The following is an 18692-nucleotide window of genomic DNA, read 5'->3' on the forward strand; positions in this document are numbered from 1 at the left end:
ACTGTTCCAGAAACTCTGCCAGGCTCGAGCGCATGGACGACGTCGAGCTGCTCCGCCACCGCGGCCTGCGGGTGACCGCTCCGCGGCGCGCCGTGCTCGCGACGATCGGCCGGCTCCCCCACGCGACCGCGGAGACGGTGCTCCGCGCCGTACGCGAGGACCTGCCGACCGTCTCCGTCCAGGCGGTCTACGACGTCCTGCACGCGCTGACCGACGCAGGACTGCTGCGGCGCATCGAGCCGGCCGGCCACCCCGCCCGCTACGAACGACGCGTGGCGGACAACCACCACCACGTGGTGTGCCGGGGCTGCGGTGCCGTCGACGACGTGGACTGCGCCGTGGGACACGCCCCGTGCCTCACCCCCTCGTCCACCTCGGGCTTCACCGTCGACAGCGCCGAGGTCACCTACTGGGGCACCTGCCCCGCATGCGCCGGGGGCACCACCCCGGCCCCCGTGCACGACGTCGTCGCCCCTGCGCACTGACCGCGCACCCGCTCGTCCGACGGCCGCGACCGCGGGACCGTCGCACCCACCAGGAAGGAACGCCGTGACCCACCCGTACACGACCACCAACGCCGGGGCCCCCGTCGCCTCGGACGGGCACTCCCAGAGCGTCGGGGCCGACGGCCCGATCGTCCTGCACGACCACTACCTGGTCGAGAAGCTCGCGCAGTTCAACCGCGAGCGCGTGCCCGAGCGTGTGGTGCACGCCAAGGGTGGCGGCGCGTTCGGCACCTTCACGACGACCGAGGACGTCAGCCGCTACACGCGTGCCGCACTCTTCCAGCCCGGGGCCACGACCTCGATGCTCGCGCGGTTCTCGACCGTGGCCGGAGAACTCGGCTCCCCCGACACGTGGCGCGACCCGCGAGGATTCGCCCTGAAGTTCTACACCAGCGAGGGCAACTACGACCTCGTCGGGAACAACACACCCGTCTTCTTCATCCGTGACGGCATCAAGTTCCCCGACTTCATCCGTTCCCAGAAGCGGCTCCCCGGCTCCCACCTGCGTGACAACGACATGCAGTGGGACTTCTGGAGCCTGCAGCCCGAGTCCGCCCACCAGGTGACCTGGCTCATGGGCGACCGTGGCATCCCCGCGTCGTGGCGCCACATGGACGGTTTCGGCTCGCACACCTACCAGTGGATCAACGCCGACGGCGAGCGCTTCTGGGTGAAGTACCACTTCAAGACCGACCAGGGCATCAAGAACCTGTCGAACGAGGAGGCCGCGCAGCTCGCCGGCTCCGACGCCGACATCCACATCCGTGACCTGTACGAGGCGATCGAGGCCGGGGACCACCCGAGCTGGACGCTGTACGTCCAGGTGATGCCCTACGCCGACGCGGCGACCTACCGCTTCAACCCGTTCGACCTCACGAAGGTGTGGCCGCACACGGACTACCCGCTGCTCAAGGTCGGGACGATGCAGCTCAACCGCAACCCCGAGAACTACTTCGCCCAGATCGAGCAGGCCACGTTCGCGCCGAGCAACTTCGTACCCGGGATCTCGACGAGCCCCGACAAGATGCTCCTCGCCCGGATCTTCAGCTACGCCGACGCCCACCGCTACCGCGTGGGCACGAACCACGCGCAGCTGCCCGTCAACTACCCCCACGGGGCCGAGCAGGTGCACACCTACTCCAAGGACGGCGCCGCCCGGTACACCTTCAACGCACCGGAGGTCCCCGTCTACGCGCCGAACTCCCGCGGCGGGGCGCACGCCGACCCGCAGCGTGCCGCGGAGTCGCCCGGCTGGGAGGCCGACGGTGAGCTGGTGCGCGCGTCGGCGACGCTGCACGCCGAGGACGACGACTTCGGGCAGGCGGGCACGCTGTACCGCGAGGTGTTCGACGACGCCGCACGCGCCCGGTTCCTCGACACGATCACCGGTCACGTGGGCGGCGTGAAGGACGCCGGCATCCGCGACCGGGCCATCGCCTACTGGACGCAGGTCGACAGCGACCTCGGTGCACGCCTGCGGGAGAACCTCGCCGGCACGGCGCCACTCGAGACCGGGCAGCCCGCGACAGCCACGCTGCCCACGCGCTGAGCACACGTGGTGGGGGCGCGCGTCAGGCGCGCCCCCACCACGGTGAGAGGATCGGGGCCATGAGCGACATCCCGAGCAGCCCGACCCGCGACATCGCCGAGGTCCCGGCCGTCGAGGTCATCACGACCGCTGCCGTGCACCTGATGAGTGCCGCCGCGGTCAAGTGCGGCCTGGGGCCGGACGAAGACGGTCGCAGCGGTGCCGAGCTCATGGACCTCGACGAGGCGCGCAAGCTCATCACGGCCCTCGCGGGCCTCGTGACCTCTGCCGCGCCGGACATCGGCAACCAGCACGCCCGCTCGCTGCGCGACGGCCTCCGCTCGCTCCAGCTCGCGTTCCGTGAGGCCTCGCCGTACCCCGACCCCCCTGGCGAAGGCCCTGGTGAGGCCCTCACCGGCCCCGTGTCCTGAGCGGCCGTCACCCCGGTGGTGACTTTCCCTATCCTGGGAGCATGACCGAGCCCTCGGACCGTGCGCGGACGGCCTCGAACACCGCCGGCGAGCCGCACGAGCGGCTCGGCGCGACGGCGTCGCTCGACGTCCAGGAGAGCACCGTCCCCCGCGCGGACGACGGTGACTCGGACGGTCGTGCCTCGCAGGGCGCCGGGTCGGCACCGCAGGACACGTCGTCGGTGGACGAGGACACGGCCCCCGCGTCCGAGGCGTCGGCGACCCACGAGAGCGCTCCCGCGGCACCGCATCCCGTCGAGGAGGACGCTGCGTCAGCACCCAGCGTTGCCGGCGCGGACGACGACGTGCCGTGCCCCGGAGCTGCCGGCGACGACTCTGCAGGGCCGGGGTCCCGGCCGTCGGCCGGCCACCACCGCCAGCGCGCCCACCACGACGCGAGGGAGCGCAGGCGACGGCGACGGCTCACCGTCGCGGTCGTCACGCTCGCCGTGCTGGTCGCCCTGGCCGGCACGGGTATCGCCTACCTCTGGCGCACGAGTGATGCCTGGGAGGGGCGCGCCGAGGCCTACCGGGGCGAGGCCGCCGAGCTCGGCACCGAGCTGGCGACCACCCGGGCGGAGCTCGAGGGTGCCCGGTCCGAGCTCGCGGCCGTCCGGGACCAGCTCTCGACCGCCAACACACGCATCGCGGAGCTCGCCAACGAGAAGGCACAGGTGGGCGACGACCGCGAGGCGCAGCGGCAGCTCGCGGACTACCAGGAACGCGTGACCGAGGCCGCAGGCGACGTCGCGCTGGCGCTCGACCAGTGCGTGCAGGGCCAGCAGCAGCTGATCACGTACCTGCGGGCCCAGGCGGATGCTCCGCCGGACCAGAAGCCGTACGACGAGGCCGCCCTCACCCAGTACGCGACCGACGTCGACACGCTGTGCCAGGCCGCGACCGAGGCCAACGCGACCCTGCAGACCGAGCTCGAGCGATGACCCGTCACCTGCGCGCACCGCTCGCCGCTGCCGGTCTCGGCCTGGTCCTCGCGGGCTGCGGCGTCGTCGAGGACGTCCCCCGGATGCCCCCGCCCGCGCAGACGGACTTCGTGCCGAGCGAGGCACCGGCGGTGGAACCGAACGGCCGGGACAGCCTCTCCCCCGACGGCTTCGACGCGGTTCAACGGATGGCCGTCCGCATCCGCAACGTCGGGTGCAGCTCGCTGTCGACCGGATCGGGTTTCGCGATCGACGCGACGACGCTGATCACGAACAAGCACGTCGTCGCGGACTCCGCGGACCTACAGGTCTCGACCTACGACGGGCGCGACATCGACGTGACCGCGGCCGAGACCGCTGACCTCGCCGACCTCGCCGTGGTGCGGACGGCCGAGGAGCTCCCGTCCTCGCCGCGCCTCGCGGAGGCCGACCCTGCGCGCGGGGACGTGGTCACCGTGGTCGGCTACCCCCAGGGCGGCCTGCTGACGGTGACCGACGGCCAGGTGATCGGCGCCACGACCGACCCGCTGAACGAGAACCTCGGTCAGGTGCTCGTGACCGACGCCCCCGTCGAGCCGGGCAGCTCCGGCTCGGCGGTCCTCAACGCCGCGGGCGAGGTGGTGGGCGTCGTCTACGCCAAGAGCGCGGCCGGGCAGAGCTTCATCGTCCCGGTGAGCACGCTGGTCGACCTGCTGGCCGACGACGAGGCGTTCGTGCCCGCGCCCGGGTGCGACGGGTGAGGAACCACGACCACGAGGAGCCTGCGATGAGCGAGACGAACGGCACGAGCCGCGCGACCCCCCAGGGCCGCGGCAGCGACGCCCTGCGGACCGCGTCCGACCTGCTGACGGTGCGCCGGGCGTTCGGGGAACCGATCACGGAGGGCTCCGTGACCCTCGTCCCCGTGGCTCGGGTCACCGGGGGCTCGGGCGCCGGGTGGGGCACGGGCACGATCGGCGAGGCCGACCGCGGTGAGGGGGCCGGCGAGGGCGGCGGCGGAGGTTACGGAGTACACGTGCGACCGCTGGGCGCCTACGTCGTCGACGGGGCCCGGGTCACGTGGCAGCCCGCGCTCGACCTCGGTCGCGTGATCCTGGGCGGGCAGGTCGTGGGCGCCGTCGCGCTCGTCGCGTTCGCGTGGGCGTGGCGCGTGCGCCGTCGGACGCGCTGACCGCGCTTCCCGGCGGCCGCCTCCGGCCCCCGGCGTTCAGGGCCGTGCGGTGGCGGTGACGACACGCACCTCGAGTGTGTCGACCTGTGCGGCCAGCTCCGCTTCCGCGAGCCGTTCGCCGACCCGTGCGAGCACCGCGTCGAGGCGTGCGCGGTCGAGGCCCGGCCGCAGGGCCAGCACCACGGCGACCTCGGCACGCCTGCCCGGCTCGAGATGGGCGCGACGCACCTCCTCGACATCGGCGAGGGCCGTCGCCACGACGTCGCTGAGCTCCCTGCGGACGCCGCCGTCGACCACCGCAGGGGTCCATGGTCGTCCCGAGGCCAGCGCCCGGAGCGCCGGGTGCGGCACCACCACGGCCGGCCCTGCGGGGTCGACGACGAGGACCTCCCAGCCCTCCTGCAGCGCCGACGCGGCCGCACGCGGGCCCTCCGCGGGCACCGGCCGCGCACCGCGATGCCAGGCGGCCATCGCCGCGACGTCCGAGAAGACGGGCAGGGCCGTACGGCCGTCGGGCGTCCGCAGGGCGACGACACCGGTCGAGGCAGTCCGGTCGACCGCGAGGCCCTCGGCGCCCTTCTCCACCACCTCGGCCTCGGCGAGGACGGGGACCAGGACGCGCGCCTCCGCGAGCGCCGCGACCACGTCGACGACCCGGGCGCCGTCGGCCGCCGCGCGTGCGAGCGCACGGACGAGGGCCGGGGCGGCGCGACCGTCGTCGTCCGCGAACCCCGACGTGGGTGGCAGGGCACGACCGCTCACGGCCGGCCGGCCACCTCGAGCGCCTGCGGCAGCGTGAAGGCGCCGGCGTACAGGGCCTTCCCGACGATCGCGCCCTCGACCCCTTCGCCGACCAGCTCGCGCAGCGCGGCGAGGTCCTCGAGGCTCGAGATCCCGCCCGAGGCCACGACCGGTGCGTGGGTCCGGCGGCACACCTCGCGCAGCAGGTCGACGTTGGGCCCACGCAGCGTGCCGTCCTTGGTCACGTCGGTGACGACGTACCGTGCGCACCCCGCGGCGTCGAGACGCTCGAGCACCTCCCAGAGGTCGCCGCCGTCCCGGGTCCACCCGCGTGCCGCGAGGGTCGTGCCGCGCACGTCGAGCCCGACGGCGATCCGCTCGCCGTGCTCCGCGATCGCGCGGGCCGTCCACTGCGGGTCCTCGAGAGCGGCGGTACCCAGGTTGACGCGTGCGCACCCTGTCGCGAGCGCACGCTCGAGCGACGCGTCGTCCCGGATGCCGCCCGACATCTCGACCTTGACGTCGACGGCCGCGACGACCCGCGCGAGCAGGTCCGCGTTCGTCCCACGGTCGAACGCCGCGTCGAGGTCGACCAGGTGGATCCACTCCGCGCCGCCCGCCTGCCAGTCGAGGGCGGCCGTGAGGGGGTCTCCGTAGGACGTCTCCGACCCTGCCTCTCCCTGGACGAGTCGGACGGCCTGACCGTCGGCGACGTCGACGGCGGGCAGGAGCTCGAGGCGAGCAGCAGACATCAGAGTCCCTTCAGGGTCGCGACCCAGTTGGCGAGGAGCTGCGCTCCGGCGTCCCCCGACTTCTCGGGGTGGAACTGCGTGGCCGCGAGCGGGCCGTTCTCGACGGCCGCGACGAAGCGGCCACCGTGATCCGCCCAGGTCACCTGGGGCGGGGTGAAGCGTCCTCCGCCGAGCTGCGCGAAGGAGCGCGCGGCGTAGGAGTGCACGAAGTAGAAGTGCGCGCCGTCGAGGCCGTCGAAGAGCACCGAGCCCTCGGCAGGCTCGACGGTCGACCAGCCCATGTGCGGCACGACGGGGGCTGCCAGGCGGTCGACGACCCCCGGCCACTCGCCGAGCCCCTCGGTCCGCTGCCCGTGCTCCTCACCCGTCTCGAACATCACCTGCATCCCGACACAGATGCCCAGCACAGGACGACCCCCGGCCAGGCGACGGTCGATGATCTGGTCACCGCGCACGGCGCGCAGCCCGGCCATGACGGCGGCGAACGCCCCGACCCCCGGCACCACGAGACCGTCGGCGGCCGCCGCCCGGTCGGCGTCGGCCGTGAGCTCGACCGTCGCGCCCACGCGTTCGAGGGCACGCACCGCGGAGCGCACGTTGCCGAAGCCGTAGTCGAGCACGACGACGTCTGGGGAGGTCACCGCACGAGTCTAGACGCGGGGCGTCGGACGCTCTCCGACGTCCGGATGCTGCACACGCGTCAGCCGCGTCGGCCCCGCCCGACCTTGGCCGCGGCCGCAAGCACACGCATGGCACGCCAGCGCGACATGCCCACCGAGCTCACCGCTCCCGCGATCTCGCCGACCTGGAGGCCGCCGAGCAGGAGGTGCTCGATCTCGGGCGGGGCGCCGTCGAGCATGAGGGCCGCGGGGACCTCCTCGTCCTCGCGACCAGCGCTCCACCGGGTCGCGGTGAGCCTGCCCGCCCGCTGCACCAGCAGCACCACAGGGGTGTTCTGCAGCAGCTGCGAGATCACCTGGGCCGCCCGCTCGGGGTCGCCCGCCTCCGTCGAGCGGCAGACCGCCACCGCGCCGATCTCCGTGGCTACCGCGTCTACCGGCACCTTGCTCAGGGCGCACGCGGCCGCGAGCCCCTCGGGCACCGCGACCTTCGTCAGGACGACGGCGACCGGGGCGAGCCCGGCCGGGACGTCGTCCGCGCCGGGAGCGTCGTCCGTCACAGCGCGCCCTTGGTCGAGGGGATCCCCTCGACGCGCGGGTCGCGGGCCACGGCGGCGCGGAGCGCGCGGGCGAGCGCCTTGAACTGCGCCTCGACGACGTGGTGCGGGTCCCGGCCCGCGAGCACGCGCATGTGGATGCAGATGCCCGCGTGGTGGGCGATCGACTCGAGCACGTGGCGTGTGAGGGAGCCCGTGAAGTGCCCGCCGATCAGGTGGTACTCCTGGCCCGCAGGCTCGCCGTCGTGCACCAGGTAGGGCCGGCCGGAGACGTCGACGACCGCCTGGGCGAGCGCCTCGTCGAGCGGCACGAGCGCGTCGCCGAACCGCGCGATCCCGGCCTTGTCCCCCAAGGCCTCGCGCAGCGCCTCACCGAGCGCGATCGCGACGTCCTCGACCGTGTGGTGGACGTCGATCTCCACGTCACCCGTGGCACGCACGGTCAGGTCCACGAGGGCGTGCTTGCCGAGCGCCGTCAGCATGTGGTCGTAGAAGGGCACCGACGTCGAGATCTCGGTGCGCCCCGTGCCGTCGAGGTCGAGCTCGACGTGCACGTCGGACTCCGACGTGGTGCGCGACACCCGGCCCGTGCGGTGGGTGACCACCGTCTCGTCACCGCTGCGTCCTCTCACAGTGCCACCTCCTCGAGGGCGTCCTGGAACGCCGCCATCTCCGCCGGGGTGCCGATCGACACCCTCAGCCAGCCGTCCGGTCCCGTCTCGCGGATCAGCACGCCGCGGTCGAGCAGGCCCTGCCACACGGCGTGGCGGTCGGCGAACGTGCCGAAGAGCACGAAGTTCGCGTCGGTCTCCGCGACCCGCAGACCGCGTGACCGCAACCATTCCACGGTGCGGTCACGCTCGGCACGCAACGCGCCGACCTGGGCCATCAGCTCATCCGCGTGGGCGAGCGCGGCACGCGCGACCGCCTGCGTCACCGCCGACAGGTGGTACGGCAGCCGGACCACCCGGAGCGCGTCGACCAGCGCCGGAGCCGCCGCGAGGTAGCCGAGCCGCGCACCGGCCAGCCCGAACGCCTTGGACATGGTCCGGCTCACCGCGAGGTGCGGATGGTCCGCCAGGAGCTCGAGCGCCGAGGGCACCCCCGCCCGGCGGAACTCGCCGTACGCCTCGTCGACCACGACGACGCAGCCGCCAGGTACCTGACGGGCAGCATCCAGCAGGGCACGCACCGTGGGGAGGTCGAGGGCGGTGCCCGTGGGGTTGTTCGGGCTCGCGAGCAGGACGACCGACGGTCGGTGCTCGGCGACCGCGGCGACGGCCTGCTCGACGTCGAGCGTGAAGTCCTCGGCGCGACGGCCGACCACCCAGCGCGTGGACGTGTCGCGCGCGTACTCGGGGTACATCGAGTACGTCGGCGCGAACGACAGCGCGGTACGGCCGGGTCCACCGAACGCCTGGAGCAGGTGGAGCATGACCTCGTTGGACCCGTTGGCCGCCCACACCTGCGCGGCCTCGACCGGCACGCCCGACTCACGCGTGAGGTAGTCGGCCAGGTCCGCGCGCAGCGCCGGGAAGTCCCGGTCCGGGTAGCGGTTGAGGCCGCCCGCGGCGCGGCGGACCGCCTCGGCGACGTCGTCCACGACGGTCGACGACGGCGGGTACGGGTTCTCGTTGACGTTGAGCAGCACCGGCACGTCGAGCTGGGGGGCCCCGTAGGGCTCGAGCCCGGCGAGCTCGGGGCGCACGGGAAGCGTCGGCTCGGTCACGCCGCGATCGTAGTCAGGGCACGAGGCCGACGGGGGTGTCGTCCGCTCCTCGTCCCGCGGGTCCCGCACCACCCGAACGCGTCCGGCCCGGCGTCAGGCCCGGCCGAGCTCGAGCACGCGGTGGCCGCCCTGCTCGACGAAGCCGACGGTGCGCAGGTAGCGCTCGGAGGCCGCCATGCCCGGCGAGGCGACGACGCGCCGGGTCCCCAGCGCCGCGAACGGCCCGTCCGGCCGGAAGACGAACTCGCCGGGCGTGAAGTCGCGGTAGGCAGGGGTGACGTAGTCGAGCAGCACCTGCTGCTCGTCGGGAGCGGCCCCGGTGCGCGAGAGCACGACGCCGACCACCTCGTCCCCGAGGGTCACGACGAAGGCGTGCTCGGCCTCGTGCGTGACGTCCGCGGGCAGGCCCGGGTTGAACGAACGGATGTCCTCACCGTGGCGCTCGAGGAGGCGCCGCAGCAGCGGCTCGTGCACCCCGATCGGCACCGCGTCGTACACCCGGGCGTCGTGCCGCTCACGGAGGAGCTTGCGGATCACCCACAGGTTGATGCCCACGAGCACGACGTTCATGCCGACCATCGGCCAGACGCCCACGGCGGCGTTGTAGCCCACCAGGACGACGCACGCGACGGCGTTGAGCACGCGGAAGCGCATGACGCGGGTCTGCAGCAGGGACAGCACGAGCAGGGCCGAACCGGCCCAGCCGATCACTTCGAGGACGGGCACCGAGAACCTCCGGGAACAGGCGCACGTGACGTGCGGCGGGGTGGCCGCGGGGATGGGCGGCCGGGGCCGGAGGTCGTCGGGTCGACGCACTCCGGAGCACTCGGACCGCGCGAGGCAGCAGGAGGTCCCACGCCCCGCGTCACCGGTCCACGACCGCCCCGGTCACCCACCGCACGACGTCGTCGGCGACGACGTTCGGGTCGATGACCTGCAGATGGTCGACGCCAGGGTAGGTGACGACGGTGACCTCGTGCCCCGCCTCGTGCAGCGCCGCCCCGAAGTCGTCGGTGAGCGCCTGCGGCACCACCGCGTCGTCCTCGCCGTGCACGAGCAGGAACGGCACCTCGGGACGCTCCGACACCCAGGTGAGCGGGTTGCCGTCGGCCCACAGCTCCGGTTCCTGGCTGCGAGGCGCGTCGAAGAGCGCTCCCGCGACGGGCCCGACGCGCTCGACGTCGTACGGTCCGGCGAACCCGACCACGGCGTCGGCGTCGTGCGCGGGTGCGGCGCAGGCGGCGCCCTGGTCGGGGGCGAGGGCCGCGAGCGCCGCCAGGTGCGCTCCGGCCGAGTGACCGAGGAGCACGACGGGGACGTCCGGGACGCGCGCGGCGGCGAAGGCCGTCGCGCACGTGAGGTCCTGCACCGGGACCGGGTGGTGGTCGCCGGTGCCGTCCGTGCCGTAGGTGACGGTCAAGGTGGCGAGCCCGGCACTGCCCAGGGCGTCCGCGAGCACGTGCATGCCCGCCGGGTCGGCCGACCGCCACGAGCCACCCGGGACGAGCACGACGACCGCGTCGGGCCCCGCGGGCACCTGGAGCCTGCCGGCCCTGCCCGTGCGGTACTCGACCTCCGCCACGACGACCTCGGCTCGCGCGCCGTCGCCCGGCGGGCCGCCCTCGGCCCCCTCACCGGTGCAGGCGGCGACGCCGGCCACGAGCGCGAGGGCCAGCAACGCCGGGACGACGCGCCGTGCGCGAGGAGCCATGGGGCAAGTCTTGCAGTGTCGGGGCACGCTGGAACACTCGTGCGGTGCCCCGATCCGAGCCCGACGTCACCCAGCCGTCCTCGTCGCCGTCGACCGGCCTCGACGAACCCGCGGAGGGCGCTCAGCGCGCGGCCGCCGAGGAGGTGCTCCGCCGCCTCGTCGGGCAGCCCGAGGCGACCCTTCGCACCGACCAGTGGACCGCGATCGAGGCCCTGCTCGCGGGTCGGCGGGCCCTCGTGGTCCAGCGCACCGGCTGGGGGAAGTCCGCCGTGTACTTCGTCGCCACGGCGCTGCTGCGCGCCGCAGGGCGCGGTCCCACGGTCATCGTGTCGCCGCTGCTCGCCCTCATGCGCAACCAGGTCGACGCCGCGCGGCGGGCCGGGATCCGTGCCGAGACGATCAACTCTGCGAACACCGAGGAGTGGGACGAGGTCCACGCACGCGTCGCGGCCGGAGAGATCGACGTCCTCCTCGTCTCCCCCGAGCGGCTCAACAACCCGGGCTTCCGCGACGAGGTGCTCCCCCGCCTCGCCGCAGGCACAGGACTGCTCGTGGTCGACGAGGCGCACTGCGTCTCGGACTGGGGTCACGACTTCCGCCCGGACTACCGACGGATCCGCACCCTGCTCGGCGAGCTGCCTGCCGGCACCCCCGTGCTCGCGACGACGGCCACGGCGAACACGCGCGTCACGGCCGATGTCGCCGAGCAGCTCGGTGCCTCGACCGCCGACGACGCCGGTGCCGTGACCGTCCTGCGCGGCGAGCTCGACAGGCCGAGCCTGCACCTGGCGGTACGCGAGCTCGACTCGCACGCGGCCCAGCTCGCGTGGCTCGCACGGACCCTGCCGACCTACGAGGGTTCGGGCATCGTGTACTGCCTCACGGTGGCCGCGGCCGAACAGGTCACCGCGCACCTCGCGGCCGCCGGTCTGACCGTGCGGGCCTACACGGGGCGCACCGACCCGGCCGAACGTCTCTCGTGCGAGTCCGACCTCCTCGAGAACCGGGTCAAGGCCCTCGTCGCGACGTCCGCCCTCGGGATGGGTTTCGACAAGCCCGACCTCGGCTTCGTGGTCCACCTCGGTGCGCCCGCCTCCCCCATCGCGTACTACCAGCAGGTGGGGCGCGCGGGCCGCGCCACGCACCGGGCCGACGTGGTGCTGCTTCCCGGCCGGGACGACCGTGCGGTCTGGGACTGGTTCGCCTCGATGGCGTTCCCGCCCGAGGCCGAGGTGCGTCGTGCGCTCACGGCTCTCCGCGAGGCGTCGGGGCCGATGTCGACGGCCGCGCTGGAACCGCTGGTCGACCTGCGGCGCACGCGGCTCGAGCTGATGCTCAAGGTCCTCGACGTCGACGGGGCGGTCCGGCGCGAGCGCGGGGGCTGGGTGGCCACCGGGGCCGGGTGGGAGTACGACGCCGAGCGCTACGCCCGCGTGGAGGAGACCCGCCGCGCCGAGCAGCAGCTCATGCTCGACTACGTACGCACGCCCGGTTGTCGCATGGCCCACCTGCGCCGAGCTCTCGACGACCCCGGCATGGACGGCGCTCCCGACTGGCGGTGCGGCAGGTGCGACCGGTGCGGCGGGACCTCGGCGGCCGACGCTCCCGACGACGAGGCGATCGCCGTCGCCCGGGCCCGCCTCGCCGTGCCCGGTGTCGAGATCGCGCCGCGGCGACAGTGGCCGAGCGGCCTGGGCAGGCTCGGCCTCGGTCTCAGCGGTCGCATCCCGCCCGCCGAGCAGCACGCGCCGGGTCGCGCGGTCGCGCGCAGCGACGGACTGGGCCTGGGCGGCGTGGTCCGCGCCCTCTACGCACCGACGGCCGAGCAGCGGGCCGTCGAGGTCCCTGACGCTCTCGCGCACGGCGTGATCGAGGTCCTCGAGGCGTGGCGTCCGGCCGTCGAGGGCGTGGTGCTCATCCCCTCGGCGTCCCGTCCCGGACTCGTCGAGCACCTCGCGCGCGGGGCAGCGGGCCACCTCGGGGTCCCCGTGGTCGGTGAGGTCCGCCCTGATCCGGAGTCCCCTCCTGGTCGGCACGACGTCAACTCCGCCCAGCGGCTCGCAGGCGTGGGCCGAAGGCTCTCGCTCGCGCTGTCACCAGCGGCGCTCGAAGGGCTTCCGGGCCGACGGGTCCTGCTGGTCGACGACAGGGTCGACTCGGGCTGGACCATGACCGTGGCCGCGCGCCTGCTGCGGCGGGCCGGCGCCGCCGAGGTGCTCCCGCTCGCCCTCGCGCTCGGCTGACGAGCACCGGTACGGCCCCCGGGTGGTCGGCCGCCGGCGACCGCGGTCGAGCGCTCAGCCTCCGGCCGTGAAGCGCGCTCGTACGGCCTCACCGTGGGCGGGGAGGTCCTCGTCCTGCGCGAGCGCGTCGATGCGGTCGGCGAGCTCGCCGAGCGCCTCGCGCGCGTACTCGATCACCTGGACCGGGCGCAGGAAGCTGTGCACCCCGAGGCCGCTCGAGAAGTGCGCGCAGCCGCCCGTCGGGAGCACGTGGTTGGACCCGGCCATGTAGTCCCCGAGCGACACGGGTGAGAAGGGCCCGACGAAGATCGCACCCGCGCTCGTGACACGTTCGGCCACCGCGGAGGCGTCGGCGGTCTGGATCTCGAGGTGCTCGGCACCGTAGGCGTTGACGACCTCGAGGCCCTGGTCCAGGTCGTCGACGAGCACGACGGCCGACTGGGGACCCGCGAGGGCCGTCGCGACGCGGTCGCGGTGCCGGGTCGCGGCCACCAGGCGCGGGAGCAGCTCTTCGACGGCGCCGGCCAGAACCGAGGAGTCCGTCACGAGGACCGACGCTGACGTGGGCCCGTGCTCTGCCTGCGAGATGAGGTCGACCGCTACGTGCAGCGGGTCGGCGGACGCGTCCGCCAGCACGGCGATCTCGGTCGGCCCGGCCTCGGAGTCGATCCCGACGAGACCGCGGACGAGACGCTTGGCCGCCGTGACGTACTGGTTGCCCGGGCCAGTGATGACGTCGACCGCCTCGCACAGCTGCTCGCCCGGCGTGTCGCCGACCGCGCCGTGGGCGAGCATCGCGATCGCCTGGGCCCCGCCGACGGCGTAGACCTCGTCGACCCCGAGGAGGGCGCACGCCGCGAGGATGGTCGGATGGGGCAGCCCGCCGTGCTCGGCACGGGGCGGGCTGCTCACGGCGAGCGACGCGACGCCTGCGGCCTGGGCGGGCACGACGTTCATGACGACCGAGGACGGGTAGACCGCGAGGCCCCCGGGGACGTACAGACCGACTCGCCGCACGGGGATCCAGCGCTGCCGCACCTGCGCACCCGGCGCGAGGTCGACCGACGTCGGGCTCGGCACCTGGGCCGCGTGCACCGCGTGCGCCCTCCGGATCGACTCCTCGAGCGCCGCGCGCACGCGCGGGTCGAGACCGTCGAGTGCGCGCTCGAGGGCCTCGGGGGGTACGCGGAGGTGCTCGGGCCGCACGCCGTCGAAGCGCTCCGCGAGGTCGCGGAGAACGGCGGCGCCGTGCAGGCGGACCTGCTCCATCAGCGGGGCCACCTGCTCCGCCGCGCCCGCGACGTCGAGCTCGGGACGAGGGAGCGCCGCGGTGAGCGCGCGCCGGTCCGGCCGCTGCCCCCGCAGGTCGATGCGCGAGATCATGCGGCGAGTCTAGGCGCGCGACCGACCCGAGCGGCCCCGGGTCCACCTCCACGGCGAGCTCGGGGCACACTGGTCACCATGGACGAGGAGACCGTGCACGTGACCGATGTGATTCGCCTCGGTCAGCTCCTCAAGCTGGCCGGCGCGGCCGAGTCGGGCGCGCACGCACGCCACCTGCTCGACGAGGGTGAGGTGCACGTCAACGGCGAGCTCGAGCAACGGCGCGGACGCCAGCTGGGGGCGGGCGACGTGGTCACCGTGGCGCGGCCGGAGGGTGAGCTCACGGTCCGACTCACCTGAGCCCCGGCCCGCGCAGACAGACCGCGCGACGCCTCGTTCAGCGCGTCATGTACGCCGACCCGAGCACGCGACGGACGGCGACCCGCACGACGACGCGTCGCGGGTCAGGCTCGAGGGTGCGGTACCTGCGGGCATAGCGTCGCATCGCCTCGGCGACCTCGTCCGCGTCCCGCGAGACCGTCGCCCGCCCCTCGAACGTCAGCCAGCGGCCTCCGTCGACCTGGCACACCGCCACGCGCAGGCCCTCGTCACCCGCACGCTCGATGTTGCGCACCTTGACCGACGTCCCGCGGCTCGTGATCCGCAGCACGCACTCCTCCGGGTCCCACGTGAAGCCCACGGGGACCACGTGCGGGCTGCCGTCGGCACGCAGCGTCGTGAGGGTGGCGAGGTGCCGCTCGGTGACGAAGACGTGCTGCTCGGGGGTGAGCCGGACGTCTCGACGCGCATGCGCGGCGGCCGACGAGGCAGGGGAAGGGCGACCAGTCATGCGTCCAGGCACCCGGGTCCCAGGAGGGCCTTGAGGTCCCCGTAGAGCGCAGGGGAACGCTCGACGCGCAGTCCCTCCTCGAGACGCATCATCGTCGACCGCCCGGGTTGCGTCAGCTTGAGGTGCACCTCGGTCACGCCAGGATGGGTCGCGAGGATCTCGCGCAGCCGCTCGACGACGGGTGGCGTGCACCGGGAGACCGCCATGCTGATGGTCACGGGCCGCGACTCGACGTCCGAGACGTCCGGGAGCCAGACCTCGACCGCCTGCAGCTGCATCGCGTCGTCCCGGCGCCGCACCCGGCCGCGCACCGTGAGCACGGCGTCGGCCGCGAGCGCCGTCGAGTACGCCAGGTACGTCTCCCCGAAGAACATGATCTCGATCGACCCGTCGAGGTCCTCGAGCGTCACGGCGGCCCACGGGTTGCCGTTCTTGGACATCTTGCGCTGGAGCGAGGTCACCAGACCGCACACCGTCACCATCGAGCCGTCGGCGCGCGTCTCGTCGGTGCTCAGCGTCGCGATCGAGCAGTCACCGGCGGCCGCGAGCACGTGCTCGAGACCGGACAGGGGGTGGTCGGACACGTACAGGCCGATCATCTCGCGCTCGAAGGCGAGCCGCTGCTTCTTGTCCCAGTCGGGGACGTCCGGGACCTCGACGCTGAACGTCATCGTCGGGTCTGCGTCGTCGCCTCCGCCGAGCCCGGCGAAGAGGTCGAACTGGCCCTCGGCCTCGCGGCGCTTCACCCCGACCACCGAGTCGACGGCCTGCTCGTGGACGAGCAGCAGAGCGCGGCGGCTGGGAGCCAGCGAGTCGAACGCACCCGCCTTGATCAGGGACTCGATGGTGCGCTTGTTGCACACGACCGCCGGCACCTTGTCGAGGAAGTCCGTGAACGACGAGAACGAGCCCTTGGCCTCGCGCGTGGTCACGATCGCGTCGACGACGTTCGCGCCGACGTTGCGCACGGCCGTCAGGCCGAAGCGGATGTCCTCACCGACGGCCGTGAAGTTGGCCGCCGACGAGTTGACGTCCGGCGGCAGCACGGTGATCCCCATGCGCCGGCACTCGCCGAGGTAGAGCGCGAGCTTGTCCTTGTCGTCCCGCACGCTCGTGAGCAGCGCGGCCATGTACTCGGTCGGGTAGTTGGCCTTGAGGAACCCGGTCCAGTACGAGATGACGCCGTAAGCGGCCGAGTGCGCCTTGTTGAACGCGTACCCCGCGAACGGCACGAGGGTGTCCCACACCGCCTGGATCGCGCCGTCCGAGTAGCCCCGCTCACGCATGCCGGCCTGGAAGGGGACGAACTCGGCGTCGAGGACCTCCTTCTTCTTCTTGCCCATGGCGCGGCGGAGCAGGTCGGCCTGACCGAGCGAGTAGCCCGCGAGGATCTGGGCCGCGCGTTGGACCTGCTCCTGGTAGACGATCAGGCCGTACGTCTCGTCGAGCACCTCCGCGAGGGGTTCGGCGAGCTCGGGGTGGATCGGGGTGACCTGCTGCATCCCGTTCTTGCGCAGCGCGTAGTTGGTGTGCGAGTTCATGCCCATCGGGCCAGGCCGGTACAGCGCGATGACGGCCGAGATGTCCTCGAAGTTGTCGGGTCGCATCTGGCGCAGCAGCGCGCGCATGGGGCCGCCGTCGAGCTGGAAGACCCCGAGGGTGTCGCCCCGGCCGAGGAGCTCGTACGTAGGCCGGTCGTCCAGCGGCAGCGTCTCGACCTCGATCGGCGGCTTGCCGTTCATCTCGATGTTGACGAGGGCGTCGTCGAGGATGGTGAGGTTGCGCAACCCCAGGAAGTCCATCTTGATGAGCCCGAGGCCCTCGCACGTCGGGTAGTCGAACTGGGTGATGACGGCGCCGTCCTGCGGCCGACGCATGATCGGGATGATGTCGATCAGGGGATCGCTCGACATGATGACCCCGGCGGCGTGCACGCCCCACTGGCGCTTCAGGCCCTCGATGCCCCGGGCGAGCTCGACGACCCGCTGCGCGTCCGGGTCCCCCGCGTGCAGCTGGCGGAACTCCTCCGCCTCGGCGTGGCGCGGGTCGGCGGTGTCGAAGATCCCTGCGAGCGAGATGTCCTTGCCCATCACCGCAGGGGGCATGGCCTTGGTGAGCTTCTCCCCCATCGCGAACGGGAAGCCGAGCAGGCGGCTCGAGTCCTTGAGGGCCTGCTTGGCCTTGATGGTCCCGTAGGTCACGATCTGCGCGACGCGCTCGTCGCCGTACTTCTCGCTGACGTAGCGGATCACCTCGCCGCGCCGGCGCTCGTCGAAGTCGATGTCGACGTCGGGCATCGACACGCGCTCGGGGTTGAGGAAGCGCTCGAAGATGAGGCCGTGCTCGAGCGGGTCGAGCTCGGTGATCCCCATCGCGTAGGACACCATCGACCCGGCGGCCGACCCGCGACCAGGGCCGACGCGGATCCCGTTCCGCTTGGCCCAGTTGATGAAGTCCGCGACGACGAGGAAGTAGCCCGGGAACCCCATCTGCGTGATGACCTCGACCTCGTACGCCGCCTGCGCACGCACCTTGTCGGGAACACCGGCGGGGTACCGGAACGCGAGGCCGGCCTCGACCTCCTTGACGAACCACGACGTCTCGTCCTCGCCGTCGGGGAGCGGGAACCGCGGCATGTAGTTCGCGCCGGTGTTGAACTCGACCTCGCACTGCTCCGCCACGAGCAACGTGTTGTCGCAGGCCTCCGGGAGCTCGCGCCACAGGTGCCGCATCTCGGCTGCCGACTTCACGTAGTAGCCGTCGCCGTCGAACTTGAAGCGGTCCGGGTCCGTCAGCGTCGAGCCGGAGTTGATGCACAGGAGCGCCTCCTGCGACGACGCGTCCTCACGGGTGACGTAGTGCAGGTCGTTCGTCGCGAGCAGCGGCGCGCCGATGTCCTGCGCGATGCGCAGCAGGTCCTTCTGCACGCGGGTCTCGATGTCGAGGCCGTGGTCCATGAGCTCGACGTAGAAGCTGTCCCGACCGACGATGTCCTGGAACTCGCCAGCGGCCCGCACCGCCTCGTCGTACTGACCGAGGCGCAGGCGCGTCTGCACCTCGCCCGAGGGGCAGCCCGTGGTCGCGACGAGCCCCTTGCCGTAGGTCTCGAGGAGCTCGCGGTCGATGCGGGGAGCCTTGCCCATCTGGCCCTCGAGCGACGCGAGCGAGCCCATGCGGAACAGGTTGTGCATGCCCGCGGTGGACTTCGCGAGCAGGGTCATGTGGGTGTACGAACCGTTGGCCGAGACGTCGTCGGACTTCTGGTCCGGGTCTCCCCAGCGCACGCGCGTGCGGTCGTGGCGGCTGGTGCCGGGCGTCACGTACGCCTCGAGGCCGATGATCGGCTTGACGCCGGCCTTGCGCGCCTTGCTCCAGAACTCGAAGGCCCCGAAGAGGTAGCCGTGGTCAGTCATCGCGATCGCGGTCTGGCCCAGCCGGTTCACCTCGGCGAACAGGTCGTCCAGGCGGGCGGCGCCGTCGAGCATCGAGTACTCGGTGTGCGCGTGGAGGTGGACGAAGTCGGAGCCACCTGCGTCAGCCATGCCGTCGA

General features: G+C 73.1%; 19 protein-coding genes. 8 read left to right on the forward strand and 11 right to left on the reverse strand.

Going from position 1 to position 18692, the window contains the following annotated elements; genetic code table 11:
* The first annotated feature begins 32 nt into the window (after positions 1–32).
* The 6 genes from GXB85_RS03095 (at position 33) to GXB85_RS03120 (ending at position 4616) form a co-directional block, all read left to right on the forward strand.
* Entirely contained in the window at positions 33–485 is a 453-nt protein-coding gene (locus GXB85_RS03095) for a Fur family transcriptional regulator (RefSeq protein WP_161916157.1), read from the forward strand.
* Positions 486–549: 64 nt separating this feature from the next.
* A complete protein-coding gene (locus GXB85_RS03100) occupies positions 550–2055 on the forward strand; it encodes a catalase (RefSeq protein ID WP_161916158.1) in 1506 nt (501 codons plus the stop codon).
* Between the two features lie 59 nt (positions 2056–2114).
* A complete protein-coding gene (locus GXB85_RS03105; protein WP_161916159.1) occupies positions 2115–2465 on the forward strand; it encodes a DUF1844 domain-containing protein in 351 nt (116 codons plus the stop codon).
* A 41-nt stretch (positions 2466–2506) separates the two neighbouring features.
* On the forward strand, positions 2507–3445 hold the full coding sequence (locus tag GXB85_RS18040) for a hypothetical protein (protein ID WP_237727921.1): 939 nt from the start codon (positions 2507–2509) through the stop codon (positions 3443–3445).
* Positions 3442–4185 carry a S1C family serine protease gene (locus tag GXB85_RS03115; protein ID WP_161916160.1) on the forward strand — a complete coding sequence of 248 codons (744 nt, stop codon included), beginning with the start codon at positions 3442–3444 and terminating at the stop codon, positions 4183–4185. The genes GXB85_RS18040 and GXB85_RS03115 overlap by 4 nt, the downstream gene beginning before the upstream one ends.
* Positions 4186–4211: 26 nt before the next feature.
* A complete protein-coding gene (locus GXB85_RS03120; protein WP_161916161.1) occupies positions 4212–4616 on the forward strand; it encodes a spore germination protein GerW family protein in 405 nt (134 codons plus the stop codon).
* Positions 4617–4652: 36 nt separating this feature from the next.
* Here GXB85_RS03120 and GXB85_RS03125 read toward each other — a convergent pair whose 3' ends face one another.
* The 8 genes from GXB85_RS03125 to GXB85_RS03160 form a co-directional block, all read right to left on the reverse strand.
* A complete protein-coding gene (locus tag GXB85_RS03125; protein WP_161916162.1) occupies positions 4653–5378 on the reverse strand; it encodes an SseB family protein in 726 nt (241 codons plus the stop codon).
* The gene (priA, locus tag GXB85_RS03130) at positions 5375–6109 is read right to left on the reverse strand and encodes a bifunctional 1-(5-phosphoribosyl)-5-((5-phosphoribosylamino)methylideneamino)imidazole-4-carboxamide isomerase/phosphoribosylanthranilate isomerase PriA (RefSeq protein ID WP_161916163.1); all 735 of its coding nucleotides are present in this window, start codon (positions 6107–6109) and stop codon (positions 5375–5377) included. The genes GXB85_RS03125 and priA overlap by 4 nt, the downstream gene beginning before the upstream one ends.
* Positions 6109–6750 (reverse strand): imidazole glycerol phosphate synthase subunit HisH, encoded by a 642-nt coding sequence (gene hisH, locus GXB85_RS03135; RefSeq protein ID WP_161916164.1) that lies wholly within the window; start codon positions 6748–6750, stop codon positions 6109–6111. The genes priA and hisH overlap by 1 nt, the downstream gene beginning before the upstream one ends.
* Before the next feature lie 59 nt (positions 6751–6809).
* Entirely contained in the window at positions 6810–7289 is a 480-nt protein-coding gene (locus GXB85_RS03140) for a hypothetical protein (RefSeq protein ID WP_161916165.1), read from the reverse strand.
* Positions 7286–7918 carry an imidazoleglycerol-phosphate dehydratase HisB gene (hisB, locus tag GXB85_RS03145; protein WP_370523971.1) on the reverse strand — a complete coding sequence of 211 codons (633 nt, stop codon included), beginning with the start codon at positions 7916–7918 and terminating at the stop codon, positions 7286–7288. Before hisB ends, GXB85_RS03140 begins: the two co-directional genes overlap by 4 nt.
* On the reverse strand, positions 7915–9015 hold the full coding sequence (locus GXB85_RS03150; RefSeq protein ID WP_161916166.1) for a histidinol-phosphate transaminase: 1101 nt from the start codon (positions 9013–9015) through the stop codon (positions 7915–7917). The genes hisB and GXB85_RS03150 overlap by 4 nt, the downstream gene beginning before the upstream one ends.
* A gap of 93 nt (positions 9016–9108) precedes the next feature.
* Positions 9109–9741: a YgjV family protein gene (locus GXB85_RS03155; protein ID WP_161916167.1), complete on the reverse strand. Its 633-nt coding sequence runs from the start codon at positions 9739–9741 to the stop codon at positions 9109–9111.
* A 139-nt stretch (positions 9742–9880) separates the two neighbouring features.
* Positions 9881–10726: a S9 family peptidase gene (locus tag GXB85_RS03160; protein WP_161916168.1), complete on the reverse strand. Its 846-nt coding sequence runs from the start codon at positions 10724–10726 to the stop codon at positions 9881–9883.
* A 44-nt stretch (positions 10727–10770) separates the two neighbouring features.
* Here GXB85_RS03160 and GXB85_RS03165 point away from each other — a divergent pair, with 44 nt between their 5' ends.
* Positions 10771–12969 (forward strand): RecQ family ATP-dependent DNA helicase, encoded by a 2199-nt coding sequence (locus GXB85_RS03165; protein WP_161916169.1) that lies wholly within the window; start codon positions 10771–10773, stop codon positions 12967–12969.
* Between the two features lie 54 nt (positions 12970–13023).
* Here GXB85_RS03165 and hisD read toward each other — a convergent pair whose 3' ends face one another.
* Positions 13024–14352 (reverse strand): histidinol dehydrogenase, encoded by a 1329-nt coding sequence (gene hisD / locus GXB85_RS03170; RefSeq protein ID WP_161916170.1) that lies wholly within the window; start codon positions 14350–14352, stop codon positions 13024–13026.
* Positions 14353–14430: 78 nt separating this feature from the next.
* On the opposite strand from hisD, the gene GXB85_RS03175 reads away from it, so the two are divergent.
* Positions 14431–14652, forward strand: coding sequence for an RNA-binding S4 domain-containing protein (locus GXB85_RS03175; RefSeq protein WP_161916171.1), 222 nt, complete (start codon positions 14431–14433; stop codon positions 14650–14652).
* A gap of 37 nt (positions 14653–14689) precedes the next feature.
* On the opposite strand, the gene GXB85_RS03180 is transcribed toward GXB85_RS03175, so the two are convergent.
* Both GXB85_RS03180 and dnaE read right to left on the reverse strand, forming a co-directional pair.
* Entirely contained in the window at positions 14690–15142 is a 453-nt protein-coding gene (locus tag GXB85_RS03180; RefSeq protein WP_161916172.1) for a pyridoxamine 5'-phosphate oxidase family protein, read from the reverse strand.
* Positions 15139–18684 (reverse strand): DNA polymerase III subunit alpha, encoded by a 3546-nt coding sequence (gene dnaE / locus GXB85_RS03185; protein ID WP_161916173.1) that lies wholly within the window; start codon positions 18682–18684, stop codon positions 15139–15141. The genes GXB85_RS03180 and dnaE overlap by 4 nt, the downstream gene beginning before the upstream one ends.
* Between the last annotated feature and the right edge of the window lie 8 nt (positions 18685–18692).

The organism is Cellulomonas sp. APG4 (assembly GCF_009996735.1).
Classification (GTDB): domain Bacteria; phylum Actinomycetota; class Actinomycetes; order Actinomycetales; family Cellulomonadaceae; genus Actinotalea.